Annotated in this window: 20 protein-coding genes, 1 tRNA gene, 2 rRNA genes and 2 pseudogenes (1 of these 25 running past the window's edge); 5 read left to right on the plus strand and 20 right to left on the minus strand. The window is 62.2% G+C overall.

Annotated features, from left to right (window positions below; genetic code table 11):
• Window positions 1-193: 193 nt before the first annotated feature.
• A complete protein-coding gene (locus tag AKL02_RS19470) occupies window positions 194-820 on the plus strand; it encodes a DedA family protein (RefSeq protein ID WP_198453227.1) in 627 nt (208 codons plus the stop codon).
• A gap of 196 nt (window positions 821-1,016) precedes the next feature.
• On the opposite strand, the gene AKL02_RS19475 is transcribed toward AKL02_RS19470, so the two are convergent.
• From AKL02_RS19475 to AKL02_RS19485, 3 genes are all read right to left on the minus strand, one after another.
• Window positions 1,017-2,108 (minus strand): LuxR C-terminal-related transcriptional regulator, encoded by a 1,092-nt coding sequence (locus tag AKL02_RS19475; RefSeq protein ID WP_083078077.1) that lies wholly within the window; start codon window positions 2,106-2,108, stop codon window positions 1,017-1,019.
• A 204-nt stretch (window positions 2,109-2,312) separates the two neighbouring features.
• Window positions 2,313-3,533, minus strand: a complete 1,221-nt coding sequence (locus AKL02_RS19480) for a surface lipoprotein assembly modifier (protein WP_083078078.1) — start codon at window positions 3,531-3,533, stop codon at window positions 2,313-2,315.
• Between the two features lie 79 nt (window positions 3,534-3,612).
• Window positions 3,613-4,197, minus strand: a complete 585-nt coding sequence (locus tag AKL02_RS19485) for a hypothetical protein (RefSeq protein ID WP_083078079.1) — start codon at window positions 4,195-4,197, stop codon at window positions 3,613-3,615.
• Between the two features lie 515 nt (window positions 4,198-4,712).
• On the opposite strand from AKL02_RS19485, the gene AKL02_RS19490 reads away from it, so the two are divergent.
• Together AKL02_RS19490 and AKL02_RS19495 are read left to right on the plus strand one after the other, a co-directional pair.
• Window positions 4,713-5,084 carry a DUF433 domain-containing protein gene (locus AKL02_RS19490; RefSeq protein ID WP_083078081.1) on the plus strand — a complete coding sequence of 124 codons (372 nt, stop codon included), beginning with the start codon at window positions 4,713-4,715 and terminating at the stop codon, window positions 5,082-5,084.
• Between the two features lie 643 nt (window positions 5,085-5,727).
• Entirely contained in the window at window positions 5,728-6,381 is a 654-nt protein-coding gene (locus tag AKL02_RS19495; RefSeq protein ID WP_133051962.1) for a hypothetical protein, read from the plus strand.
• 91 nt (window positions 6,382-6,472) lie between these two features.
• On the opposite strand, the gene AKL02_RS19500 is transcribed toward AKL02_RS19495, so the two are convergent.
• From AKL02_RS19500 to iolG, 11 genes are all read right to left on the minus strand, one after another.
• On the minus strand, window positions 6,473-7,828 hold the full coding sequence (locus AKL02_RS19500) for an MFS transporter (protein WP_083078083.1): 1,356 nt from the start codon (window positions 7,826-7,828) through the stop codon (window positions 6,473-6,475).
• 312 nt (window positions 7,829-8,140) lie between these two features.
• Window positions 8,141-8,920, minus strand: a complete 780-nt coding sequence (locus tag AKL02_RS19505) for a TIM barrel protein (RefSeq protein ID WP_083078105.1) — start codon at window positions 8,918-8,920, stop codon at window positions 8,141-8,143.
• A 22-nt stretch (window positions 8,921-8,942) separates the two neighbouring features.
• Window positions 8,943-9,749 (minus strand): 5-deoxy-glucuronate isomerase, encoded by an 807-nt coding sequence (iolB, locus tag AKL02_RS19510; RefSeq protein WP_083078084.1) that lies wholly within the window; start codon window positions 9,747-9,749, stop codon window positions 8,943-8,945.
• Window positions 9,750-9,826: 77 nt separating this feature from the next.
• On the minus strand, window positions 9,827-10,732 hold the full coding sequence (gene iolE / locus AKL02_RS19515; RefSeq protein WP_083078085.1) for a myo-inosose-2 dehydratase: 906 nt from the start codon (window positions 10,730-10,732) through the stop codon (window positions 9,827-9,829).
• A gap of 11 nt (window positions 10,733-10,743) precedes the next feature.
• Window positions 10,744-12,600 (minus strand): 3D-(3,5/4)-trihydroxycyclohexane-1,2-dione acylhydrolase (decyclizing), encoded by a 1,857-nt coding sequence (gene iolD / locus AKL02_RS19520; protein WP_083078086.1) that lies wholly within the window; start codon window positions 12,598-12,600, stop codon window positions 10,744-10,746.
• A gap of 142 nt (window positions 12,601-12,742) precedes the next feature.
• Window positions 12,743-14,662: a bifunctional 5-dehydro-2-deoxygluconokinase/5-dehydro-2-deoxyphosphogluconate aldolase gene (locus AKL02_RS19525; protein WP_083078087.1), complete on the minus strand. Its 1,920-nt coding sequence runs from the start codon at window positions 14,660-14,662 to the stop codon at window positions 12,743-12,745.
• A complete protein-coding gene (locus tag AKL02_RS19530) occupies window positions 14,659-15,783 on the minus strand; it encodes a Gfo/Idh/MocA family protein (RefSeq protein ID WP_083078088.1) in 1,125 nt (374 codons plus the stop codon). Before AKL02_RS19530 ends, AKL02_RS19525 begins: the two co-directional genes overlap by 4 nt.
• A gap of 64 nt (window positions 15,784-15,847) precedes the next feature.
• Window positions 15,848-16,669, minus strand: coding sequence for an ATP-binding cassette domain-containing protein (locus tag AKL02_RS19535; RefSeq protein WP_078549655.1), 822 nt, complete (start codon window positions 16,667-16,669; stop codon window positions 15,848-15,850).
• A 1-nt stretch (window position 16,670) separates the two neighbouring features.
• Entirely contained in the window at window positions 16,671-17,774 is a 1,104-nt protein-coding gene (locus AKL02_RS19540; protein WP_078602687.1) for an ABC transporter permease, read from the minus strand.
• A 124-nt stretch (window positions 17,775-17,898) separates the two neighbouring features.
• Window positions 17,899-18,828: a sugar ABC transporter substrate-binding protein gene (locus tag AKL02_RS19545; RefSeq protein ID WP_078523447.1), complete on the minus strand. Its 930-nt coding sequence runs from the start codon at window positions 18,826-18,828 to the stop codon at window positions 17,899-17,901.
• Between the two features lie 144 nt (window positions 18,829-18,972).
• Window positions 18,973-19,968, minus strand: coding sequence for an inositol 2-dehydrogenase (iolG, locus tag AKL02_RS19550; protein ID WP_078542406.1), 996 nt, complete (start codon window positions 19,966-19,968; stop codon window positions 18,973-18,975).
• Window positions 19,969-20,139: 171 nt separating this feature from the next.
• Between iolG and AKL02_RS19555 the strand changes: the two genes are divergently transcribed.
• Window positions 20,140-21,162, plus strand: coding sequence for a LacI family DNA-binding transcriptional regulator (locus AKL02_RS19555; protein ID WP_078549663.1), 1,023 nt, complete (start codon window positions 20,140-20,142; stop codon window positions 21,160-21,162).
• A 73-nt stretch (window positions 21,163-21,235) separates the two neighbouring features.
• Here the strand turns inward: AKL02_RS19555 and AKL02_RS21320 are convergent, their stop codons facing one another.
• Window positions 21,236-21,355 (minus strand): hypothetical protein, encoded by a 120-nt coding sequence (locus AKL02_RS21320; RefSeq protein ID WP_198453229.1) that lies wholly within the window; start codon window positions 21,353-21,355, stop codon window positions 21,236-21,238.
• 8 nt (window positions 21,356-21,363) lie between these two features.
• Between AKL02_RS21320 and AKL02_RS19565 the strand changes: the two are divergent.
• Window positions 21,364-21,640: pseudogene (locus AKL02_RS19565) on the plus strand (integrase core domain-containing protein); the annotation flags it as partial.
• 464 nt (window positions 21,641-22,104) lie between these two features.
• Here AKL02_RS19565 and AKL02_RS19570 read toward each other — a convergent pair.
• From AKL02_RS19570 to AKL02_RS19595, 5 genes and pseudogenes are all read right to left on the minus strand, one after another.
• A complete protein-coding gene (locus AKL02_RS19570; protein WP_133051963.1) occupies window positions 22,105-22,881 on the minus strand; it encodes a hypothetical protein in 777 nt (258 codons plus the stop codon).
• A gap of 510 nt (window positions 22,882-23,391) precedes the next feature.
• A pseudogene (locus AKL02_RS19580) lies at window positions 23,392-24,496 on the minus strand (IS3 family transposase).
• A gap of 113 nt (window positions 24,497-24,609) precedes the next feature.
• A tRNA-Met gene (locus tag AKL02_RS19585) sits at window positions 24,610-24,686 on the minus strand.
• A 195-nt stretch (window positions 24,687-24,881) separates the two neighbouring features.
• Window positions 24,882-24,996, minus strand: a 5S ribosomal RNA gene (gene rrf, locus AKL02_RS19590).
• A gap of 131 nt (window positions 24,997-25,127) precedes the next feature.
• Window positions 25,128-26,064: ribosomal RNA gene (locus tag AKL02_RS19595) — 23S ribosomal RNA — on the minus strand; it runs 1,897 nt beyond the window's last position.

Raw genomic sequence — 26,064 nt, forward strand, 5'->3', positions numbered from 1 at the left:
TGTCATGCACGCATTCACGCGTTTCGCGGTGCGCCCGCCCGACCCATGACTTTCGCGGCTGGGACACGGTTTCGCGAGCTTTCTTTCCCGCCTTCGCCGCCGACACACCTTCAGATTACCCCACGACCGCAAGGCAGGGTCTTTGCCGGAAACCTCAGGGGCAGAACAAGGCCAGACGCGGGAGGGATGAGACATGATTTCAGGACTGATGGGAGCCATCGCGGGCTTTATAACCCATGCGATCAGTTCCATGGGCTATGCCGGGATCGCTGCGCTGATGGCGATCGAATCCGCCTGTATCCCGCTCCCATCGGAAGTGATCATGCCCTTCTCGGGCTATCTCGCCTCGAAAGGTCAGTTCTCGCTGATACTCGTCGCCACCGTTGGCGCAATCGGCTGCAATATCGGGTCGACCCTCGCCTATTTCGTTGGTGCTTACGGCGGTCGACGCGCCGTCGAACGTTGGGGGCGATACATTTTGCTCAGCCAATCGGATCTGGACCGGGCCGACCGCTGGTTTTCCCGCTATGGCAGTGCCGCGGTCTTCGTCTCGAGGCTCTTGCCGCTGGTGCGGACTTTCATCTCACTCCCGGCCGGTATCGCTCGGATGCCGTTCTGGAAGTTCCAGATTTACACGTTCATCGGATCTTGGCCCTGGTGCCTCGTCCTCGCCTATGTCGGCCTCAAGCTCGGCCAAGCGTGGGACAAAAGCCCGGCCCTGCGCAACACGATGCACGCCCTGAATGGCGTGGTTCTCGTTGCGATCCTCATCGGGGTCGGCTTCTACGTCCGGCGCTTTTTCAAAAGTCGTGAGGCGTAACTGTTCGGTGCAGCCGCGTAGTCCAGCGAACTCGTGCGATGCTCGAGGGTGTCTGGAGGGTATCGCGGCCACGGCTATCGTAGCCGTCTGGACCTGTCCTCCAGCGCCAATCATGTTGACCCCCATGGGCGGCATTTGACCCGGTTCGTCCATTGAATTGTCGCCCTCGTCCCAGAGCGACACCTTCACGTAAGACCTACATCAGTCCAAACTGCAAGGCGATGGCAACGGCCTCCGCGATGGTCCGTGCCCCGAGTTTGCGGCGGAGATTGGCGCTGTGCAGATCGACTGTCGGAATGGCGATGTCGAGATCATTGGCGAGTTGGTCCCGCCTGCGGCCCCGGATAATTCCCTGAAGAACGTCCCGCTCGCGTGGGGTGAGCCGCATCTTCTCACGTGGGGCCGCGACCAGATTTCGTATTCCATCCTCGTCCTCGCTCGTCGCGATAACCCAGACCTTCCGGCCCCCGTCAGTTCGCGGCAGGAGGTTCAGCCTCAGTTTCGGTATAATTCGCCCGTCAGTCGCGCGCATTTGAGGTAGGTCGAGCGCGCCTGCCTCGCTCTTCACCGCATCTGTCGACCGTCCGATGGCTTGGCGCAAAACCCCGTGCATCGGCCCGCGTGACCGTAATTTCCGTTCGAAGTCGAGCACCAACAGCGGATGAAGATCGAGCAGCAGCTCGGCTTTCCCGTTCATCCGCACGAGCCGCCCTTCGTGGTCGAGCTCGAAGATCGGGGCGTCGTCGAGCAGGCTACGGTCGGGCGCGGTGACCTGCTGGATACTGGCGCGATGCAGCTCCCGACGTATCTTGTGCAGCCGTCCCAGATCCTGAACATGCAAACCGAGCGTCTCCACTTCGGGATCGGTAAAATCGCCCCCGCGCTTGCCCTTGTGGAAGGCCGTGGCGACCAGACCGTCGCGAGTGCTCTGCATCATCGCGAGACACCAGTAGCGATCGACACCATTCTTCACGATGAAATCGTTATACATTTCGCTGCGCTCGAACTCCTGTGCGCTCACGTGGTTCGACAAACGAAACAGGCCTGTGCCGCACTTCTCCGGCGTACCGTGGGCCAACCACGGATCGTGACCCTCGAACGAATTGTAATCGAGATTGGCATCCGCCTGCGTTCCGGCGGTGATTTCCCGATAATCGCCGGGATGGAGCCAGATGAAGACAGCCGACGGGATGCCGATCACCTGCGCGAGCATGTTTGGCAGCGCGGTGAAAAGCTCGTCATCGAGCGCGGCATCATAAATTTCGTGATGCGATATGAAACGTGGCATCGTGTCAGGTCAGCCGGTGCGGTCGGGTCAAATCTAAAATTGCGTGCGTTTCTCGAAAAACGACGCGCCGCGGATCGAAACTCGGCATGGAACCCCCAAAACTCTTCAAATCAAAGCCAACCGGACCGCCGAGCAATGCGCCGAAAAAAAGACCGAAGCTAAAATGCTCACCGATTAACATTCGACCTAGATGCCGAATTTCGCTCAAAAATCAAGCTTTAGGGACAAAGCGCAATCAACCGAGTTCGTCGTGTAGAGCGCGACATTCGACCGGGTGCGCCGCGCGCTGCAGGTGATCCTGGGCGTTTGACCGAGGATTTTCGCTCGCTTCAACTCGAGGCTCAGCCCGAGGCTCGCGGTCCGGTCCCGACGGTGCACCCCGACGATCGGAAAGGCGGCGTCATAGCGGCGCTCCCCGTAACTGAGCGACAGCCCCCCACGAACTCCGTCGAAAAGCGGTCGGTCGAAGCCCACGCGCAGCTCGGCGCCGGAATAGCGATGGTAGTCCTTTCGCGGCAAGGCGCGTTCCAGCCGTAGGCCATAGCTCAGGGCGCTACGTTGCCCCAATCGCGTCCGGCGCGCGAGGTCCACGAAATATCTAGGGCCCGTCAGGTAGGGCTTCTCGCTGTAGCTGGCATACTCCCCGTCCAGCCGGAAAACCGTGCGCCCGCCCCCTACGGACCGCCACGCTTTCGCGAACCGCACTCCGCGCGTGAGGTTGTCCGACGTGATATCCTGCGACCCGCCGCCATAGTGCCTGTCGCGCAAAAACGCCTCGACCGACCAAGGCGCACCCCCGCCGAGATGCTCGTAGCGCAGGGCGAGCCCGGGCTCCGAATAGCGCAAAATCGCGGTGTGATACCACGCCCCCGCATAGGAGGCGCGCAACCGGATGCGATGGCCCGGGCGCGGCTGAACGAACCAGTCGAGGTTCGCGCCATAGCCGAGCCCGACCCCGGAAGTCTCGTTGCCGCCATCATTTATCAGAAACGTGCCGAAATCGGTCACCAGATACCGTTCGGAGGCGACGTGATCGACATTGCTGCTCGGCAGGATCGAGGCCGTGGCGGAAAAGCGAAACGGATGCGCCCGATCCAACGCCTGCCATGCTGCGAGAAGCGCCGCTTCGTGCTTTGGATCCTTGGCGAGCGCGTAACGCAGGAACGCTTCGTTGCGGCGAGCGGAGCCAAGCTTGGTGAAGCTCTGCTCCAACCCGGTCTGCGCCGGGGTAAATTCCGGATGGCGCGCCGCGATTTCTCCGAATATCAGGAGCGCCCGCCCCGGTTTGCCCTGCGCGAGCTGCGCATTCGCCACGCCGAGCCAATCCGAAACCGTCTGTTCCGCAAAGCTGCGCGACGGTGAGAGCAGACAGACGACAAGCGCGAAGGCGAGCCAGATCAGGAGGAAGGAAGAACGGTATCGCATCGCGCTTGTCGTTTGCCTCTCGGCGAGACGGAAAGAGACCGGGCGCAGAACGCCCGGCCTGTGCAGGAAGAGCCCCGCCTCAGTTCTCGGTGGCGTAATAATTGCCGTCGACGTTCTGGACGTCAGAGCCGTCGGTCATCGTCCCGGAGATATCGCCCACCGCAGTCAGCGTGCCCGCGTCGTCATAGAAACTGCCGGTCATATCCAGAGCGAAGTCGGCGCCCGCAGAGGAACCATCCGACATCGTACCCGTCGCGGTCGCGGTCATGTCCGAGCTCGAAACCGTGCCCGCAACGTCGAGCGAGCCTGTCACATCGGCTTCCTTGGTCAGGACGTCGCCGCTATAAATGCCGAAATTGGACCCTTTGCCGGTCAGCGTCCCCGCGTCGAAATCGACATCCATCGCCAGTTCCCCCATCACGGTCGTGGTCGGGTCGTCGGGATTGACGTTGCTCACGCCCATATAGCCCGACATCGACGCCTGCCCCGTCGGCACGGTCGTCGTCAGGTCGCCCGTACCGATCCTGTCCGCGTAGTCGGAATAGGTTGCTTCAACGTTTTGCGCCTCTGCCGAGGTCAGCGCCGCGGAGGACCCGTTGCTGCTGTTACATGCGGCCAGCGCAAGACAGGCGGCTGACGCCGCGAGCGCGAATTTGAATGTCATGAGAATACCCCGATTTATTGGTGTTTTGTCACGGCCCAAGCACACGAACCGATCACGCGCATTTCACGTCACAGTCCCCCGCGCGCGCAATCTATGAGAAACTATAGGGTTCAGCGCGATCTTGGCTTGGCCGCCGCGAAATCGTTCAACGTAATGCAGCAAGCTGCGCCAATGCTTCAGGAGCAGACAAACGCGAAAGAGCCTTTTGACAGCCTCAATCTCCGCAATAGTCATGCAGTGATCCAACTGTTGATGGGGCCGAAGCATCATCCAAAGTCGACGAGAACGTCCGGAAGCCGAACCGAGATAGACAATTCGAAGCTGACCTTCGCCGCTCAGGCCATAGATGTCCGCTAAGAGCCGTATGTGACGAATTTGGTAAGGCCTATCGCCGGATGTTCACCGTCGTCCGCTGTACAGTAGACTTACCAACTCTTAAGTAAACAGGCAGCAATCATGGCTTTTCATGGAATCTCGCCGAAGAGTTAAGAGATCTGTAACGGAACAGGTTTGAAATGACCCAGCCGAGCCGTCCAACAAGCCACCCATCTTTGCTTAGCGCTCACCGAGAGTCTCGCGATGAGATACTGGGTGGAGAGCCGTTGATCAAAGGCACGCGGATCACTTGCCGATCTGTGCTTGGCAGGCTTAGCGACGGCGATACCTTGGATTATCTCTGTGAAGAGCATCCCTCGATTCCAAGAGAAGCATTCGAGGGCGCTGCTACCTATGCGCGCACCCACCCCGTGGGGAATCCTCCGAAGGCAGACCTTGACGACGATGAGCCAGAAGTGTGCCCGACAGAGTTACAGGCAAATCTGCTGCTTTTCGGTAATGGCAAATTCGCGAACCGGATTTGGCATCTTTCACTAACCAACGACCCGTGAGCCAGCGTTTCACGACTGAGAACACGAGTGAGGGCACCTACAATGCTTCGGAGGGAAGGCAGCAGGAGCCTCCTTCAGAATCGTAGCCCAAGCATTAGGTAGTTGCGACAGGGCGAAATGGCCGGTTTGAGGCCGACAGCATCTCCAGTGAGCTGTGCCTCCGCGGCAATGCTGACCAAGCGATCTTGATTTCGGGCGTTCTCGGAGTTGGCGCGAAAATGATCTCGAAATCGGAGCCACCGAGTTTCCCATTTCCAAAAAATGCTAAGAATATGGGCTCGTTTTTCTTTCCATCAAAACAGAAAAAAGCTAAGGTCGACTCGGAAAGAATTCGCTTCGCAAGATACTGAATTAAAAAGCAAAATTATGCGAAATTTGCGCAAACCTATGCGCAAAAGAACCGCAAAGCTTTGCTTGAAACTCGCCAGAATCTACTAACGAATTCAGCGTACAGCCCGCAACGTTGCGCGCAATCCTACAGGGCCCGCGGCCAAGCAGAAGTCGAACCGCGCGAAAATACCCTGTTTCCGGAAAGATCTTTGCGATTTTGTCCGGTTGTCGGCCCTCCTTCACGGAGTTGGATATCGCACAACTATGTGGGAGGAAGTAGGCATGACAAAAAGCATTGGCCTACGGATTTTTCATGACACGCATTCTCCTTCTCGTTGCGACTTTTTCCGGCCTGCTGGCGGGACCGGCAGCGGCCGAAAAGGAAACCTACAAGGTCACGCTGGGCCACCGATCCCTGGGCATGCTGCAATTCGAGGGGCAAGGCAGCAATGCGAAACTGCTGCTCTCGCTCGACAACACGCCGTTCGGCTTGGACGACGGTACCTTCGAGGCGGTGACGCAGGCCAAAGGTCATGAGGTCGATTACCTCGGGACGAGCCGGGGCAGCGAAACGCGCGATATCGCGATTGTCCGAGACGCGGACACCGTGACGGCCGTTAAGATTACACCGCGCTCTGAGATGACCGAGATGACGGACGCCGAAAAAGTCCCCGCCGGTGTGATCTCCCCGACGGAATTCTTCGCAAAGCTGGCAAACAGTGAAACCTGTCCTTCGCCAATGGCCATGTATGATGGTCGACGCGTGGTGCAGATGGCAACGACAGCCAAGAAGCAAAACGGCAACACGGTAATCTGCGACATTTCCTATCGCGTTGTCTTGGGGCCCGGATATGTCTGGCCGTTTTACTTCCAGTCGTTCGATGTGCATGCCGCCTATGACGCACGCAAGCTTGCTACATTCAGCATGAGTGGCGGTGGGTTCACGGTGAGGCTGACCCGGCAGTAGTCGCACGCCCCAGCACGTTCAGGGTGCGGCCACCTGGATCCTCAGCGAGCGGTCCGGCGATACGGCGGCGACGCCTGACACGGGACTACGCTCATCGCGCACCGAGGGAACCGCGCTCGCGTGCGAGACCGAGCATCGCGAACACTGCCAGTCCGCTGAACAAGGTGCTCATCACCACGGCCTCGTGCCAGCCCGCGAAGAAGCGCTCGCCATCGCGTCCGGCAATCAGGATCGAGATCAAGGCGATCCCGAGGGCGGAGCCGAGGTAGCGCGCGGTATTGTTGGCGGCCGACCCCATCGCGGCGCGCTCGGGCGGGACGGATTGCACCGCCTCATGCCCCAGCGCGGCGTTCAGGACACCGTTCGAGACCCCGGCAATCAGCAGCCCCGGCACGAGGATCGCCCAACTCGCCGCAGGCGTCGCAAGCAGCATCAGGGCCTGCCCGACCACGCAGCCGACGATCCCGCCGATCACGCGCTGGCGCGAGCTCCAGCGTGCGGGCAAGCGATGCGCGTTGAGCGCGGCGATCGCGGTCAACGCCGACCATGCGAGGAGAACGAAAGCGGCCGTAAGTGGCGTCTGCCCCATGCCGCGCGCCAGCACGGTTGGCACCAGAGACATCAGCGCAAGCACGCCCGCGCCCGAGGCGAAAGCCGCGAGTGTCGCGCCGGTGAAGGGCGCATGGGCAAAGAGATCGAGCCGCAGGATCGGGTTCGGAGCCCGGCGTTCGGTGCGCAAAAAGAGAGCCAGAAAGGCCAGCGCGCCCAATGCGAGCAAGCCCACCACGCCGAAAGCTCCCAACCGCAACTCGGTGAGCGCCGAGAGCAGGCAGCCGAGGCCGAGCATCAGAAGCAGGCCGCCCGTGAGGTCGACCCGATGCGGGCTGCGCGGGCTCTCGGGCAGGCGGGCCGAGGCGCTCAGCGCTAGGATGGTCGCAGCGAGCGCGATCGCCCAATGCCCTGCGGGCCATCCGCCAATCGGCAGCAGCGCCGCGGCGAGGATCGGCCCCAGCGCCACGCCCGCGCCAAGGCCCGCGGCCCAGATCGCGGCGGCACGGCGGCGCGGCTCGCCCTCGTAGATCTGGCCCAGAAGCCCGAGGCCGCAGGCCATGATCCCGGCGCTGCCAAGTCCCTGCACGACACGCGCGACGATCAGGAACAGACCGGTCGGCGCGAGCGCGGCGGCAACAGAAGCGAGCGCGGTAAGCCACAGCCCGCCCACGAAGGTCCGCCGCCGCCCCAGCGTGTCCCCGAAGGCCCCGGCGATCAGAAGCCCGCAGGCGGCTCCCAATGGCATCCCCGACATGATCCAAGCCTGCTGCGCCGGGCCAAGCCCGAGCGCGGCGGTCATCGCCTCGAGCGTGGTCAGCGGCAGGGTGAAAACGACGAGGGACAGGAGTGTCGCAAGCGCCACGATGGCGAGCGGGGCTTTGGGGGTAACGGGCATTTCAGCTTTCCTTGGTCACGCGATGCCGAAGCCAGACGAGACCGCTCTCCAGCGTCTCGGTCTGACCCAGTTCCAGCGACTTGGTCGGGCCGGTGATCAGCCCCACCTGAGTGGTCGGGTTTGATAGTTAGGGCATGATTGGCCCTGGTCCATCGGGACAAGGGATTCCGGGGCCGGTGGACGTTAGCCCAAAGCACCATGTGGTCTTTGGTGTCGTCGTGCCACTGGCGCGACGGTCCACTTCAGTGGCGGAACGGAACAGTATGCGGATCGGAAGAGCGACCAGCACACCGCTTTGCATATCGACGGGTCTCAGAGTGTGAAGGCGGCGCGGAACGCCTCGAGTGCCGCCTCCTCATCGCCCTGCGCGAAGGCCTCCATGGCGACCGGGCCGCGATAGCCCATCTGCTGCAGCGCTTGCGCCACACCGGCATAGTTGATCTCACCCGTGCCCGGCTCGAAGCGCCCCGGATTGTCGGCCACCTGTACCTCGCCGATCCAGGGCAGGCTCGCCTCGCACCAGCGGATCAGATCCCCTTCGCCGATCTGCGTATGATAGAGGTCGAGATTGATCCGCAGCTGCGGGCGATCGACGGTCGAGACCAGCGCCAGCACATCCGCGGTAGAGCCGAAGGGGCAGCCCGGATGATCGATCGGGTTGAGGTTCTCGAGCGTGAAGACCACCCCCTCTTCCTCGGCCAGATCGCAAATCCGGTTAAGCGTATCGCAGGCCCGCTGGAAGCTGCCCGGCGCGAAGCTGCCATGCTGCGGGATCGGGATACCGCCGTCGCCAAGACCCGTGCCATGCAGGTTGAGTCGGTCCACGCTAAGCCGCTTGCCAACCGCCACAGTTTCGCGAACCGAGCGCAGCAGAATCTCGGCGCCCTCGCGATCGCTCAGCCGTCCCTGCAGATAGCCGTTCATAATCGTGTAATTCGCCCCCACCGCCTCGAGCTTGTCGAGGTCGTGATCAGGCCAGTTCCACAACCCCACACCGAAGCCCATCTCGGTCAGCCGCGCTGCGCGCCATTCGATCGGCCGGTCGGGCCAGAGCATCTCTGCGCAGGCCGCCAGTTGAAACGGTTGTTCCATCATCTTCTCCACCCGGATGCCCTCAGGCATCGCGCTCCATGATCCACTGCACCGCCGGATCCGCCTGGAACCGCCAGTTCCGACGCGGCCCGGCCATCACGTTGAGGTAATACATCTCGAACCCGTAGGGTGCCCCGCATGGATGATGCCCGCGCGGGACCAGCACGACGTCGCCATCCGAAACCGCCATCGTCTCGTCGAGTGTGCCGTCCTCGGTATAGACGCGCTGGATGCCGAAGCCCTGTGCCGGGTTCAGGCGGTGGTAATAGGTCTCTTCGAGATAGGTGATGCGCGGGAAGTCATCCTCGTCATGGCGGTGGCTGGGATAGCTCGACCAATGGCCCGCCGGGGTGAAGACCTCGGTCACCAGAAGGCTGTCGCAGTAATCCTCCGCCTCCATCGCGATATTGTTGATGTAGCGCGTGTTGGTGCCGGTGCCGCGCTCGGTCAGGCTGATCCCGTCGGGGCCGATGCGGCGCGCCTTGTGACCACCTTTGCCCGGCGCGAGGCAGACCGCGATGGTGCAGTCCGTCTCTGCCACGGCCTCCCAGTCCTGATCGTTGGGCACATAGAGGCAATGCGGGGGCGTTTTCTCGAAGACATCCATGCGCTCGCCCAAGACACCCCAGTCCTGCCCAGCCGCCTTGATCGCGGCCTTACCCTCGACCATCACGAGGATCGCCTCGTTCGGACCGGTGGCCTCCGCCGCGCTCTCGCCCGCGCGCAGCCGGTAAAGCGAGAAGCCGACATAGCGCCAGCCCGCCGATTGCGGGGTAATCTCGTGCACCTTGCCGTGGGCCCCAAAGGGTTTGCGCAACAGATCCGCCATGTCTTTCTCCTTCCAACTGCTCAAAATATCCCGGGGGGGCTCCCGTCAGGGAGCGGGGGCAGAGCCCCCTCCCGGTCTCAACCCGCGATCAACCCCACCTCGGCAGCCGCGCCTTTCAACGTCTTCAGCCCCAGCGACTGATACTCGAACGGATTGCGCAGATCGGGATCCTGCTCGGCCTCGATCACGATCCAGCCGTCATAGCCCGCCTCCTTCAGAATCCGCAGGAGCGGTCCGAACTCCACGCCGCCGTCGGGATCACCCGGCACGGTGAAGACACCTGCGCGCACCCCGTCCATGAAACTCATGCCGGTGTCGCGGACCTGCCGCATCACCTCGGGGCGAACGTTCTTGGCGTGGAAATGGCGAACGCGGTCGACGTATTTGCGCAGCATCGGCGCGGGATCGCCCCCGTCGCCGCCGAAATAGCAATGCCCCGCATCGAACAGCAGCTTCGTCGCAGGCCCGGTCGCCGCCATGAACGCGTCGATCTCGGCAGGCGTCTCGACGACGGTGCCCATGTGGTGGTGATAGACCAGATCGATGCCCTGCTCGGCGGTGAACGCCGCCAGTTCCTCGATCTTCGCCCCGAACGCCGCCATATCGGCCGCGCTCAGCACCGCCTTCTCTGACAGCGGCACATCCTGCCCCTGCACCGAATTCGACGTCTCGCAGGCGATGCAGACCTTGCAGCCATTATGCTTCAGCTTGTCGAGATGCGGCTGGATGGCCGCCTTCTCAGCTTCCACTGATTGCGTCAGAAGATTCAGCGAATACCAGCCCGAAACGAAATCCAGCCCGTAGCCGCCCAGCAGCTGCTTGAGCGCTTCCGCGTCGTCCTGCGGCCAGCGATGACCGTTCTCGATCCCATCGAAGCCAATCTCGGCGGCCTCGCGCAGGATCTGCTCGGTCGGGATATGCGCGCCCAGGGAATGGTCGTCGTCATTGGCCCAGGCAATCGGGTTCGTGCCGAAACGGATCATCTCTCTCCTCCTCAATTCACCAGCCGCGCGTTTGCGATCTGGGTCAGGTATTCTTCGAAGCGGTCGCGCTGCTTCTTACGGTCCGAGACCTCGGGCACCGCCACGTCCCAGAAGAAGCCGTGTTCGCCCGCCGTGGTCTCCAGTCCGGTGCCGGGGAAGTCCTTGGCCACGGTGTCGATCACGATGACCGTCGGAATATCGCGCTCGCGCGCGGCTTTCACTTCCGCTTCCAGCTGATCGGTATTGGCCGCCTTCACCGCATGCGCGCCCATCGACGCTGCATGCGCGACGTAGTCGATCTCCGGCTGCACCTCGACATTGCAATCGACATACATGTTGTTGAAGGGCTCGCCGCCGCAGCCCATCGTCTGCAACCGGTTGATGCAGCCATAGCCGCGGTTGTCGGTCAGGATCACCGTGAAGGGCACGCGGCGCATCACCGCCGTCGCCAGCTCCGAATTCGCCATCATGTAAGAGCCGTCACCCACGAAGCAGAGCACGTCACGCTCGGGCCGCGCGAGCTTGAGACCCATCGCGCCCGCCACCTCGTAGCCCATGCAGGAATAGCCGTATTCCATTTGGTATCCGCCCTGAGAGGGCTTCCACAGCAGCTTCAGCGCACCGGGCATCGTGCCTGCCGCGCACATCGCGACCGCATCTTCGCCGGTCGCGCGCTGCACTGCGCCGATCACCTGTCCGTCGGTCGGCAGTGCCGCCTGATCCTCGGGGCGCGCGCAATAGGCGTCGACCGCGCACAGCCAGTCCTCGCGGGCATCCGCATCGGGTGCCTCGGCCTGATAGTCGCCAAGCGCCGCGCTCAGCATCTCCAACGCGATCTTGGCATCGGCCACGAGGCTCTCCGCCCCGTGCTTGGCCGCGTCATAGCCGTGGGTATTGACCGAGACGAGCTTCGCCCCGGCCCCGAACAGCGTCCGCGAGCCGGTGGTGAAGTCCTGGAACCGCGTGCCGACCCCGATCACGAGATCGGCGTTTTGCAAGGCGGCATTGGCCGCCGCCGAACCGTCCACGCCGGACGCGCCAAAACTCATCGGATGGCTCTGCGCTAGGCTCGACTTGCCTGCCTGCGTCTCGGCCACCGGGATCCGGTGCGTCGACGCGAACTCGGCCAGCGTGTCCTCGGCTTGGCTATAGACCACGCCGCCACCGGCGATGATCACCGGCTTCTTCGCCGCCTTCACCATCTCTGCGACCCGCGCCAGTTCCCCCGCATCGGGGGCCGGACGACGAATGCGCCACACGCGTGGCTCGAAGAACTCGACCGGGTAATCATAAGCCTCCGCCTGCGTGTCCTGACAGAAGGCCAGCACGGCGGGGCCGCAATTGGCCGGATCGGTCATCACCCGCAGCGCGCGGGGCAGCGCGGACAGGATATGCTCAGGCCGCGAGATCCGGTCGTAATAGCGCGAGACCGGGCGGAAGCAGTCATTGGCACTGACGGTGCCGTCGTCGAAATCCTCGACCTGCTGCAGCACCGGATCGGGACGGCGCGTGGCGAACACATCACCCGCCACGATCAGCACCGGAAGCCGGTTCACATGCGCCAGCGCCGCCGCCGTCACGAGGTTGGTCGAGCCCGGTCCGATGCTTGACGTCACCGCATGCGCCCGCGTGCGCTTCTTGCCCTTGGCATAAGCGATCGCCGCATGACCCATCGTCTGCTCGTTCTGCCCGCGCCAGGTCGGGAAGACGTCCTTGTAGGCATGCAAAGCCTCGCCGATCCCGGCCACGTTGCCATGGCCGAAGATCGCCCACATCCCTTCGATGAACCGCTCGCCATCCTCGGTCATCTGCACCGAGAGCCACTTCACCATCGCCTGCGCGGCGGTCAGCCGGATCGTCTCGCTCATCTCTCTCTTCCTCTCTGGGGCCACTTCCTCTTGGCCCAAATATCCCGGGGGGCTCCCGTCAGGGAGCGGGGGCGGAGCCCCCTCCCCATTTCGGTCTGCGCGCCTCCGCGCGCGGAGGCAGCGCCCCCTCCCCGCTCAAACCTCAAGCCGCCTTCGCCGCCTTCGCCCGCGCTCCGTCCCAAATCCCGCAGAGCCTCGTGTAGCGGCGCGCCATCTCGGCCACGGCCTCGGCATCGGCCAACTCATCGGCCATCCAGGCCCGCGCCACATCGCCGAAGATCGTCCGGCCCACGGCGAAGCCCTTCACCAGATCGAAGCCGGCCGCGACCTCGAAGCTGGCGGCCAGTTCCGCCTCCGGCGCATCCAAGCCCAGCACCACGATCCCGCGGGTGTGCTTGTCGTATTCCTCGATGGCGGCCACGGCCTTGGCCCATCCGGCCGCGTCCGCCATCGGTTCCAGCTTCCACCAATCAGGGTAGACGCCGATCTCGTAGAATTGCCGGATCAGGGTCGCGGTGGTGTCGGCATCGACCGGCCCCACCTTGGACGGAATGACCTCGAGCAGGAATTCCAGCCCGTTCCTGCGCGCCGCGGTAAAGAGGCGCTTGACGGTAGCCTCTTGATTGGCCCGCGTCTCGGCATCGTCGTCGGGGTGGCAGAAGCACAGGACCTTCACCACCTCCTCGCGCGCCCATTGGGTCAGACCGCCGCAATCGGGGCCCAGTTCCGGCTCCAGTTCCAGCGGGCGCGAGCCCGGCCATTCGCAGGGCCGCCCGATCCAGAGGCCCGAACCGGAGGCCGCATGCAGCGCCGCGCGTCCGATCCGGTCATCGCACAGAATACCATAGCCCGGCCGCCCGTCCTGCACCTGAGTTGCCGCAGACAGGCACAGCTCTTTGAAGGCCCCGCCCTTCTTGAGCGTGTAGCCCGGCATCTCTTCGAGCTGCATCCGGTGATCGAAGGCGAAGACCCGGTAATCAGGCCAATCGGGCAGCGAGCGCGTGTGGCGGTTGGTCGACCAGTGGATCTGCTCCAGCTCCGCATCGTTGCGCAGATCGGGTTGCTTCACGCCGCGCTTGAGGAAGAACTCCAGCTCGGTCAGCGAGGGATAAGCCGGCGTGCAGCCATGGCGCGAAACGGCAAAGGCCCCGCAGGCATTGGCGTATTCCAGCGCCTTCGGCCAGCTCTCGCCGTCGAGCCAGCCCTTCATCAGCCCCGAGAAGAACCCGTCCCCCGCGCCCAGCACGTTGAACACTTCGATCGGGAAGCCCGGGCCGGTCTGGCCGTCATCCAGGCTGTCGGGAATACCGCCCTCGAATGCCACCGCGCCGGCGGCTCCGCGTTTGCACACCAGCGTGGCATCGGAGACCTTGCGCACCGCACGCAGTGCCGTAATCGTGTCGGTCGAGCCGCCCGCGATGTGGAATTCCTCTTCGGTGCCCACGATCAGGTCGAAATGGTGCAGCGTGGCCATTAGCTTCTCGGTCACCTCGGCGCTCTCCACGAAGCGGCTCTCACCCTCGCCATGGCCTGCCACACCCCAGAGGTTCGGGCGGTAGTCGATGTCGAGCGCGGTCTTCGCCCCATGCTTGCGCGCCAGTTCCAGCGCCTTGAGGACAGCCGCCCGCGTGCGCGGATGCGACAGATGCGTGCCGGTCGCGAGCACGCTCCGCGTCCGCGCGATCAGCGCTTCGTCGATATCCTCCTCGCTCAGCGCCATATCCGCGCAGTTCTCGCGGTAGAAGATCAGCGGAAACTGCTCTTCATCGCGGATGCCGAGGATCACCAGCGCGGTCAGCCGCTCCGGATCCGTCTTCACGCCGGTCACATCCACCCCCTCGCGCAGCAACTGCTCGCGGATGAAGCGGCCCATATGCTCGTCGCCGACCCGCGTGATCAGCCCCGACTTCAGCCCCAGCCGCGCCGTCCCGCAGGCGATGTTCGTCGGGCTCCCGCCGATATACTTCTCGAACGAGCCCATATCCTCCAGACGCCCGCCAATCTGCGCGCCATACAAATCCACGCCGGCCCGGCCAATCGTGATCACGTCGAGGTTTTTCATGCCATGTCTCCGATCCGGATCGGGGCGCCGTTGGAGCGTGCCATCGCGTGGATCACCGTCTCGATCTCCAGACCGGCGGCGAAATCGGGGCCGGCATTCGGCCCGCCCGCGATGGCTGCGCAGAGGTCACGCGCCTCGATCACTTTCTGTTCGTTGAAGCCGAAATTATGCCCCGGCGCGGGGCAGAAGGCGGCGAAATCGGGCTGATCGGGGCCGGTCAGATGCCGGGTGAAGCCCGCTTCTCCGGCGCGATGCAGCCACAGCTCGTTCATGTTCTCCTGATCGAAGACCAAGGTGCCGTCCGAGCCATGGATTTCCCATTGCAGGCGACACTTACGCCCGCGCGCCACCCGCGACGTGGCGAACGAGCCCTGCGCGCCGCTCGCGAACCGGATCAGGGCCAGCGCGCTGTCCTCGTTCTCGACCGGCTTGGGGCCTTCGGGGGAGGTGCGCTCGGGGATCGCGATCTGGGTCATCGCGGTCAGTTCCTCCACCGGGCCCATCAGCGCCACCATCTGCGACACGAGGTGGCAGCCCAGATCGCCCAAGGCGCCCAGACCACCAGCCTCGCGCGTCATCCGCCATGACCACGGGAGGCGCGGGTCGGCGGAATAGTCTTCGTCATAGACGCCCCGGAAGGCGCGCGACGTGCCGATCGCACCCTCGGCGATCAGCTTGCGCGCCATCTGAAAGGCGGGCGACCGAAGGTAGTTGTAGCCGAGGATCGTGACCTGCCCGGGATGCTCCGCTGCGAGCCCGGCCATCGCCCGCGCATCCTCGAGCGTCAGCGCCATCGGCTTTTCAAGCCAGACATGCTTGCCCGCCCTCAGCGCGGCCTCCGCCATCGGGCGGTGCAGACCGTTCGGCGCGGTGATCGAGACCACATCGACCGCCGGATCGGCACAGGTCGCCTGCCAGTCATCGCTGGCGCGTGCGAAGCCGAACTGCGTGGCAAATGCGCGGGCCTTGTCTGCCGGTGTATCGCAGAGGATCTCCAACCGGGGATGCGCACCGCCGAAGACGGTCGCGAGGTTGCGCCACGCCATGGCGTGACATTTGCCCATGAAGCCGGTCCCGATCAGGGCCACGCCAAGCGGAGTTTCGGGCATCGGAAGCGCCATGTCACCCTCGGTTGCTGAAGTCATTCTTGTCCGTAACAGGGACGCGCGACGCCCCTGCCGCTTGTCAGATCGTGCCGCCGAGCGAGCCTTCGAGCTGCGCCATCTCCTGGCCACCGGCCATCAGGTCCTGCAACTCGTTCGGCGTGATCTCGCCCCGGGTTGCGGTGCCCAGCGTCTTGCCGCGATTGAGCACGGTGAAGCGGTCGCCCACCGCCATCGCATGGCGCACGTTGTGGCTGATGAACACGACACCAACGCCCTGCTTGCGCACCTTGTCGATCGTGGCGAGCACGTTCGAGGTCTGGCGCACGCCGAGTGCGGAGGTCGGCTCGTCGAGGATCAGGACCTTCGCACCGAAATAGACCGCGCGGGCGATGGCGACGGTCTGACGTTCGCCACCCGAAAGCGTGCCCACTGCCTGATCGGGACCGCGCAGGTTGATGCCCATATTGCGCATCTCCTCGACGCAGACCTCGTTGGCCCGCGCCACGTCGAAGCGCTTGAACGGGCCCGCCCCTTTCGTGGGCTCGCGCCCCATGAAGAAATTGCGCGTCACGCTCATCAGGGGGATCATCGCGAGGTCCTGAAACACCGTGGCGATCCCGGCCTCCATCGCATCGCGCGGGCTCGAGAAGTTCATCGGCTTGTCCTCGAACAGGATCTCGCCCTCGGTCGGCTTGTGCACACCCGACATCGTCTTGATGAAGGTCGATTTGCCCGCGCCGTTATCGCCGAGAAGGCAGTGGCACTCGCCGGGGCGGATGTCGAAGCTGACACCGGCCAGTGCGATCACGTTGCCGAAGTGCTTCTTGATGCCGCGCATCTCGAGGATGGGCTTGGCGTCGGCGGCGACGGCGCCGTGGTGAAATGCGGTCTCAATTTCCATATCAGCGTTCCCCCGTCACGCGCTTGCGGATCACGTTGTTGAAGATCACGGCGAGCAGCAGCATCCCGCCCAGGAAGACCTGGAACCAGTCCTGATCGATCGAGGTGTAGGTCAGGCCGATCACGACCATGCCGAAGATGATCGAACCGAAGAAGGCGCCGATCGCCGAGCCGTAACCGCCGGTCAGCAGCGAGCCCCCGATCACCGCGGCGATGATCGCCTCGAATTCTTTCTGGAAGCCGCGACGCGCATCGGTGGAACCCGCGTCGATCACGGTCATGATGGCGACGAGCGCTGCGCAACAGGCGGTCACGATGAAGAGCGTCGTCTTCACCCGGTTGACCGGCACGCCCGAATTGGAGGCCGCGTTCTTGTCGCCGCCCGCAGCGAAGATCCAGTTGCCGGCAGGGGTGCGCAGCAGGATCCAGGTGGCAAACAGCGCGATACCGATGAACCACAGGATCTCGACCGGCACGCCCGGCACTTTCGGCGCGCCCGACTTGAACGTGTCGATCCAGCCCCACTCGGCGAGCTTCGCGAAGAGACCCGTGAACGCGTCGCCCGAGAAGAACGGCGCCAGCCAGTCATCGCCCACCGCATCGCGCACGCCGCGCAGCTGGGTCGAGCCGCCGGTCAGATATTTCAGACCGACCAGCGACAGGCCACGCAGGATGAAGAGGAACGCCAGCGTCACGATGAAGGAGGGCAGGCCCGTGCGGATCACCAGCTGCCCGTTCACCACGCCCATCATGCCAGCGAAGATCAGCGTGCCGGGAATGGCCACGATCAGCGGCAGTCCCAGATTGACCACGAGCGCGCCGAAGATCATCCCCGCGAAGGCGACCATCGAGCCGATCGAAAGGTCGAACTCTCCCCCGATCATCAGAAGCGACGCGCCGATGGCGAGAATGCCGAGCTGGGCCGCGGGCGTCAGGAAGTTCATGATCCCCGAAAGGGTGAACATCGACGCATTGGCGGTGAAGAGAAAGAAGATCGTCACGAGAATGAGCCCGGCGATCGCGCCCAGTTCGGGCCGCTTCATCAAGCGCGCGAGAAGAGTCTCCTCGCGGACGCGCTCGTCGGTAACCGTGGAGTCGGCAGGCATTATACCCTCCCTGAGAATGCTGGTTCGTGGCGCTTTCTCTTCCGCGACCGCCCGCGGTGGCGCCGGTGGGATGCGCGCGCATCAAGGGGCGCGCGCATCCCGGTATCAACTCATCCGATATGGATCAGCGAATGCCCTTGGCCGACAGATCGACCACTTGAGCCGCCTTGTCCTTGGTGATCAGGTTCGGACCCGAAGCGACGTTCGACGCCGGGATCAGGCCGTATTTCGCGTTGAGCGCGAGGAACGACACCGGCAGATAGCCTTGGAGATACTGCTGCTGGTCGATCGCGAAGGCCGCGTCACCATTCTCGACATCCTTCAGGAAACCCGGGGACAGATCAAAGCTCGCGACGTTGATCTTGCCGCCACCTTCACCCAGCGCCTTGACCGCCTTGACCGAGGGTTCGCCCGCCGTCGCCGCACCCAGCGCCAGCACGGTGTCGATCGACGTATCGGATTGCAGGGCTGCACGCACCTTGGCCTCGATATCCGCCGGATCATTGGTGGTCGGCAGCACTTTCACCTGACCGCCGAAGCCCTTGGCGAAACCAGCGCAACGCTGGTCGAGCGAGACATTCCCGACCTCCTGGTTGACGCAGAGCCCGTTCTTGCCACCCATCTCCTTGAGCTTCTCACCCGCGCGTTCACCCGCGGTGAATTCGTCCTGACCGACATGCAGGAGCGCACCCAGCGATTTCGACACATCCGATCCGGCATTCATCGTGATCACCGGAATGCCTGCGGCAACGGCCCGCTTGATCGACGGGCCAAGCGCGTCCGCATCGGGAACCGAGACGACCAAGCCGTCGGGCTCCTGGTTCACGGCGGCGTCGATCAGCTGGCTCATCGCGACCATGTCGAAGGTCTCGGGCGAGCGGTATTCGACATTCACGCCAGTATCCTTCGCCGCCTGTTCGACGCCGTTCTTCACGACCGACCAGAACGGGTCGTTGGCCTGCCCGTGCGAGACCACGACGATATCCGTCGCGAATGCCGGTGCAGCGAAAGCCACGGCGGTGGCCGCAACTGCAGCACGCAGAAACTGTTTCATGTGATCCTCCCAGATTCACTTTCTGTTTGTCACCGCACCACGCTCCTCCATGTCGCGTCCGATGCAGCCCGGCCGATTCCTTCGGCCTTTGAACCACAGGCACCTCCTCGCGCCTGCGATTTCCGTCCACTCCGAGGCAGCGCCTCAGAGCGTCGCCAGATCGACGGCTTCCCCCATCTTGGCGGATTTCGTTGCGGCCTCAGCCATCGCGAGCGCGGCCACGCCATCCTCGAGCGTCACCGGCATCGGGCGACCCTCTGCCAGAGCGGTGACGAAGGCATCCCATTCCGCCGCGTAGGCGGGCATGTAACGCTCGAGGAAGAAATAGGTGGGCTTGGCCGAAGAGACGCCGGCCACGGTCGATTTCGAGACCGTGTTCTCCAGCATATTTGCCGCGGTCAGCAGACCCTCCGAGCCCAGCAATTCGACGCGCTGATCGTAGCCGTAGACAGCCCGGCGCGAGTTCTTGATCACGGCAATGCGCCCGTCTGCATAGGTCAGCGTGACCACGGCCGTATCCACGTCGCCCGCCTCCCCGATCGCCGGATCGACGATGGACGAACCGACGGCGCGAACGCTGACCGGCGCACTGTCCATGATGAAATTCGCCATGTCGAAATCATGGATCATCATATCGCGGAACAAACCGCCCGAGACCTTGATATAGGAGACCGGCGGCGGCGCAGGATCGAAGGACGTGACGGAGAGCAGCTCGGCTTTGCCGATCTCTCCGGCGTGGGCGGCAGAGCGCAGCGCGCCGAAATTCGGGTCAAACCGACGGTTGAATCCGATCATCACGGGCTGGCCGGTTTTTGAAACCGCCGCGAGGCAGGCTTTCGCCCGTTCAAGCGATAGATCGACCGGCTTTTCGCACAGCACGGCCTTGCCTGCCGCCGTCGCCTTCTCGATCAGATCCGAATGGGTGTCGGTCGAGCTGGCGATCAGCACCGCGTCGATGTCGGGATTGGCGATGATCTCCTCGGAACTTGCCGCTTTCGCGTCGTATTTCGCGGCGAGCGCCTGCGCCGCCTCCGCGTTCACATCCGAGACCGCGACAAGCGTGCTGCCCGGATGTCCGGCAATATTTACCGCATGCACCTGACCGATACGGCCGGCGCCCAGCAACCCGACTTTCAACATGCATTCCTCCCAGAACCGATCCGATTCGACCGATGACTGGCGCTAACATCATCCGTTTTGCACGCGCGTGCAAGAATTTTTTGCACGCGCGTGCAAACGGGACTCCGCTGCCGCTCTTTTCTGTGTGTATGCTGGCAAGAAAGCTGATAGGTCAGCTTTGAGGAGATCCCGATGAGCGACGTGCGCAGACCGAATTTCGAAAACAACATCACCGCCGATGATGTCGCCGAAGCTGCCGGTGTCTCGCGCTGGACGGTCAACCGGGCCTTCAAAAAGGACGCCTCGATTTCGCCCAAGACCCGGACCAAGGTGATGGAAGCGGCGAGCAAGCTCGGCTACGTGCCCGATCTGCGCGCAGCCGCATTGGCCTCGGACCGGTCGAACCTCGTCGCGCTGCTGGTCGATGACTTCGCCAACCCGCATAAACTGGTGATGATGGAGCGGCTCACGCGCATCCTGCGCAAGCATGGCTGGGATACGCTTCTGGTGAACACGCTCGACCGCGACGATGCGGGCCATGCGATCCTCAACGCCAGCCAGCGCCGCGTCGATGCCGCGATCCTGATCGGGATTCAGTTCGACGATGAGGTTCTCGAGACTGCTCTGCACGCCCGACGTTTCCACAAGCTGATCATTTTCGCGCGCACCTCGCGCCATCCCGACACGATCTCGATCGCGGTGGACGACGCTGCCGCGATGCAGGAGATCGCAGCCTATGTTGCGGAACAGGGCTATCGCCGCCCGCTCTTCCTCGCGGGTCCGCGCACCTACTCCGCGCATCTGCTGCGCAAGGAAACCTTCCTGGGCTGCTGGGAGCGGCGTTTCGGGACCATCCCCGAATTCGCCGAAGTGCCCGCCTATGACCCGATCCTCGCCGAGCAGGTCGTGACCCGGATTCTCACCGATCGCCCGCGCGACGAAATGCCCGACATCCTCGTCTGCGAGAACGACGCGCTCGCCATCGGCGCGATCGACGTGATCCGGCACAAGCTCGGCCTGCGCATTCCCGAGGATATCGCGGTGACGGGCTTCGACGACGTGCCGCAATGCCAGAGCCCGAATTACGCATTGACCACCTATCGCCAGCCGCTGACGGAGATGGCCGAATATCTGGTCGAAGTGCTCGAAAGCAGCGAAGACCGCGACTTCGACCGCGCGTTCAAGGGCAAGCTCGTCCCCCGCGCAAGCGCCTGACGCCGGAGGGCAAGCGCATCGGTCGACGGGGATAGAGGGCTGATCGTTCGCGGTGCGACGCACGCATGTCGGCTCAGCGCCCGATCAGTGCCGGTTCCTGTACGAGAGAGACACCGAAGCGCGCGCGGACCGTCTCTCGGGCGCGATCGGCAAGCGCGATGACGTGCTCGACCGTCGCGCCGCCGAGGTTCACGAGGATCAGCGCGTGCGCTTACCCTCGACTTCTCGCTCCCCGGCAAGCCGACCGAAAATGCATTCATCAAAGCGTTCAACGGCCGGTTCCGAACCGAGTGCTTGAACCAGCATAACTTCCTCACCCTTGCGGATGCGACCGAAAAGAAAAGTTGGAGGCTTGGCGTAGATACTACACTGAGGAACCGCCACGCGGCGCGATCGGGAACAGGGCCCGATCACGCTGACGAAAACGGGGCAGCGTCACCAGCCCGTCACCCCGAGCAAAACCGGGAAACTCTGCTAAGGGCGGTAGAGGTCTGGGGAGCGGATCAAGTTGGGGCAGACTATAATCGATGGTGGAGGAAGGATGCCGTGGCAGGTCAGCGGGGTGCCGCGTATATCCGCGGCCTGCGTCCTATCGCAGAATCCCTAGAAGCGCGCGGCGCGCAAGATTATTTGAGGAATCGTGAGCGCGGCTCTCCGCCTCTGCACAGATGACAATTGACGCCTCGGTCATCCCGAGCCTGTTGAGAACTACTGGGGGAAGGACGCGGAACTATCGACCGCGCTTAATGACGAGAATACCCGCTGCGAGGCGACGGCAATTCTGTGTGACTGGGATCGCCTTGCCTCCCAATTCAAGCGCACCAAAAAGAACAGCATCTTTGAAAACCAAACCTGTTTGTAAATTGATTTGCTCCGCTGAAACGTCCGCAAGTTTCACGATACTGCCGCGCTCCAATATGGAGTTTTGAGAGACTGTGCAGCTCAGCTCAAACTCAACCGTTTAAGCAGAGATCTGAAATTTGATCGTTTCCGCTTCAGCTTCCTTCTACGATCCCTAACATAGCCTTGAAGTAAACTGATCTGATCCCGTTCGGTCGCGGAAAGCTGGGTGAGAAAGCTCTGCATCTGCCATTCGGCTTCCTTTCCATTATATCCGGTGGAGGGATTGTGCCAAACGGAAACATCGGGATCGTAAACGACTAATTTACCTTTACATCGTGTGTACGCCACAGCCGCGTGGTCCACCCCCCAGCCCAAATTATTGTTTTCGGGCCCAAGTTCGCTCAGCCGTTGTACAATTTCGGGAGAAAACGCGACAATAATCCCGTCGGTATGTGCAGCTGTGTGCAAGCCGAGTTTTCCGGGAAGGCGCGACAAAGCGACCACCTCGGGTGCCCAAAACGTATTCTCTATTGCTGGCGCCCAAACACCTATTTCAGGGTATGAAACGAATGCGGCTTTGCACCGTCGTACCAGCCTAGCCCAGTCATCGCATTTGGTGTCTGCATGTATGAGCAGGACATGTTGACCGCTGGCAACATCCAGTCCTTTCGAAAGCTTAGGGCCGAAAAATTGTTCATTTGGGACTCTTATCCATTCTCCGGGACCCGTTTGATCTTCAGGCTGCGCATCTGACCAGATGGTGGACAGATTATCTACAACAGGTTCTATCGCCGCGCAGATTGACTGAGCGGCTTCAATCCATCCAGACCATGCGATAATTATGGCATGGACCTCAATTTTTCGGTCGTCAGTCATATTTGATGCGAAACCTTTTTTAAGGTCATTTTACCTAGGATTTAAGCAATCTGACCCAAATGTTTTCGAGTGCAAGCTGCATTACTATCTTTTAAGCGTAATAAATCGGCTAACGCAGATATATGAGGCTTTCGACGGGGCTTGGGCCTGGATAACCAACCGCAGCACCAACTTTCAGAAACTTTATCCTACATGCACAACGGTTGGCCAGCCGTATTGTCCTTCACGCCTGCAAACGACTGCTGGAGAATTCCTCATCCCTGAGACGGTGGCGAGCGGAGGCTCGACGAAAATGAAGTCTTGGGGATAGCCGCTCACAGCGAGCTTCGGCAGTCGCCATGTGCGCACGCGCGCGGCGATTTGCCGTTCCTGCGGCTGAGATGCGCGCTCGTTTTGGATGGACAAGAAATCGTACCGTTCGGTTTGGACTAATCTATGTGTAAGTCAATACCCGCATCATTAACGCAAGGAGCCTCGCAAAAAGTGACCTGCTCCCCTTGGAGTCCGGGTTTATAGGTTCGTTTTGTTCATGGTTTGATCCTCTTTCGACCGTTGATGATACTCCCACGGGGTGAGCCCGTCGAGGCTCGTATGGGGGCGGTGATGGTTGTAGTCGTCGCGCCACGCCGCGATCAGGCACGGGCATGGCGCAGGTTGGCAAACAGATGCTCGTTGAGGCACTCGTCCCTGAGGCGGCCATTGAAGCTCTCGACAAAGCCGTTCTGAATCGGTTTTCCCGGCGCGATGTAATGCCATTCGACACGGCGACCCTCCTGCCATTTGAGGATGGACTTCGAGGTCAGCTCGGTCCCGTTGTCGCTGACCACCATGCAGGGATGGGCTCTAACCTCGGCGATCCGATCCAGTTCTCGGGCGACGCGGTGACCGGAGAGCGAGGTGTCGACGACCGTCGCCAGGCATTCTCGGCTGTAGTCGTCGATCACGCACAGGATCCGGAAGCGGCGGCCATCGCTCAGGCTGTCCGCGACGAAGTCCAACGACCAGCGCTGGTTCGGCCCCTGCGGGATCGCCATCGGCGCCCTGGTCCCAAGCGCCCGCTTGCGACCGCCTCGTTTACGGACGGTTAAGCCTTCTTCCCGGTAGATCCGGTAGAGCTTCTTCCAGTTCAGCGCCCAGCCTTTCCGCTTCAGAAGGATGTGCAGACGCCGATAGCCGAATCGCCGCCTTTCGCCGGACAGGTCCCCTAGCCGCTCGCGCAACTCCCGGTACTCCGGCCTGGTCGGCTGCCGCCGATACACGCGCGGATCAATCCCGGCCCAGGCCCGCCGCTGCGAGTAGTTCTTCTCCTTCATGGCCCAGTCCACGGCACGGCGCCTTGGACCGGGCATCAGAAGTTTTTTCCCAACATCTCCTTCAGCGTCGCGACATCGAGAATCTGTTCGGCCAGCATCTTCCTCAGTTTCGCGTTCTCGGCCTCCAGCGCCTTCAGCCGCCGGGCGTCCGACACCTCGATGCCGCCATATCTCGAGCGCCACTTGTAGAAGGTCGCGTCGCTGATGCCGTGCTTGCGAAAGAGCTCCTTCGCGCCCAGCCCGGCCTGATTCTCCTTCAGGATGCCAATGATCTGCTCTTCGCTGAACCGACTTCTCTTCATCGTCTGTCTCCTCGTCTGGAAAACAGGCTAACCTCAAAACGAGGACATTTCAGGGGAGCAGGTCAAAAGCGCCCCTTTGGGGCGCTAGCGCATTGATATGACTGTAGTTTGTTTGGTTGCGGGAGTAGGATTTGAACCTACGACCTTCAGGTTATGAGCCTGACGAGCTACCGGGCTGCTCCATCCCGCGTCCGTTGAGCGTTTGCCTTTATGTCAGGTTATGAGCCTGACGAGGCGATCGCGTTAGGCAAACTCTCGAGGAGAGTTTGTAGCGATTGCGGGGTGCTCGATCCCGCGTTTGTTTCCCGAGGGCTTTATGTTTTTGCGATCGGGATTTTGTTTGTCATCGTTGTTTGAGAGATGAAGTTTTATCGCTTCTTTCTAGGTTTGGCGGTGACCTACTCTCCCACGTCTTAAGACGCAGTACCATTGGCGCGACGGCACTTAACGGCCGGGTTCGGAATGGAGCCGGGTGTTTTGCTCGTGCTATGACCACCAAACCGAGGAAGAAGCGATGAAGTTCAAGTCATGCGGCGCTTGCCGCCTCCAGCATTGCGCTGGCGCGGAGCGTTCTACACTAAATTAATGCATGCTGTTTGATCGGATGCCAGAGGTCTGGCTTCTACCGGATCAAATCAAGCCAATCGGGCAATTAGTACTGGTCAACTGAACGCGTTGCCGCGCTTACATCTCCAGCCTATCGACGTGGTGGTCTTCCACGGCCCTCAAGGGATACCCTAGTTTTGAAGGGGCTTCCCGCTTAGATGCTTTCAGCGGTTATCCTGTCCGGACATAGCTACCCAGCACTACCGTTGGCACGATAACTGGTCCACCAGTGGTCCGTTCACCCCGGTCCTCTCGTACTAGGGGCAACTCTTCTCAAGTATCCTACACCCACGGCAGATAGGGACCGAACTGTCTCACGACGTTCTAAACCCAGCTCACGTACCTCTTTAAACGGCGAACAGCCGTACCCTTGGGACCTGCTCCAGCCCCAGGATGAGATGAGCCGACATCGAGGTGCCAAACGGTGCCGTCGATATGGACTCTTGGGCACCATCAGCCTGTTATCCCCAGAGTACCTTTTATCCGTTGAGCGATGGCCCTTCCACTCGGGACCACCGGATCACTATGGCCGACTTTCGTCTCTGCTCGACTTGTCAGTCTTGCAGTCAGGCTGGCTTCTGCCATTGCACTCAACGACCGATTTCCGACCGGTCTGAGCCAACCTTCGCGCGCCTCCGTTACACTTTGGGAGGCGACCGCCCCAGTCAAACTACCCACCACGCAGGGTCCCGGATCCCGATAAGGGACCGCGGTTAGACATCAAGCAGGCGAAGGGTGGTATCTCAAGGATGGCTCCACGAAGACTGGCGTCCCTGTTTCAAAGCCTACCACCTATCCTGCACATCACATGCCTGATGCCAGTGCGAAGCTATAGTAAAGGTTCATGGGGTCTTTCCGTCTAACCGCGGGTAGTGTGCATCTTGACACACAGTTCAATTTCGCTGAGTCCACGTTTGAGACAGCGGGGAGATCGTTACGCCATTCGTGCAGGTCGGAACTTA

It is taken from the genome of Thioclava electrotropha (assembly GCF_002085925.2).
GTDB lineage: Bacteria > Pseudomonadota > Alphaproteobacteria > Rhodobacterales > Rhodobacteraceae > Thioclava > Thioclava electrotropha.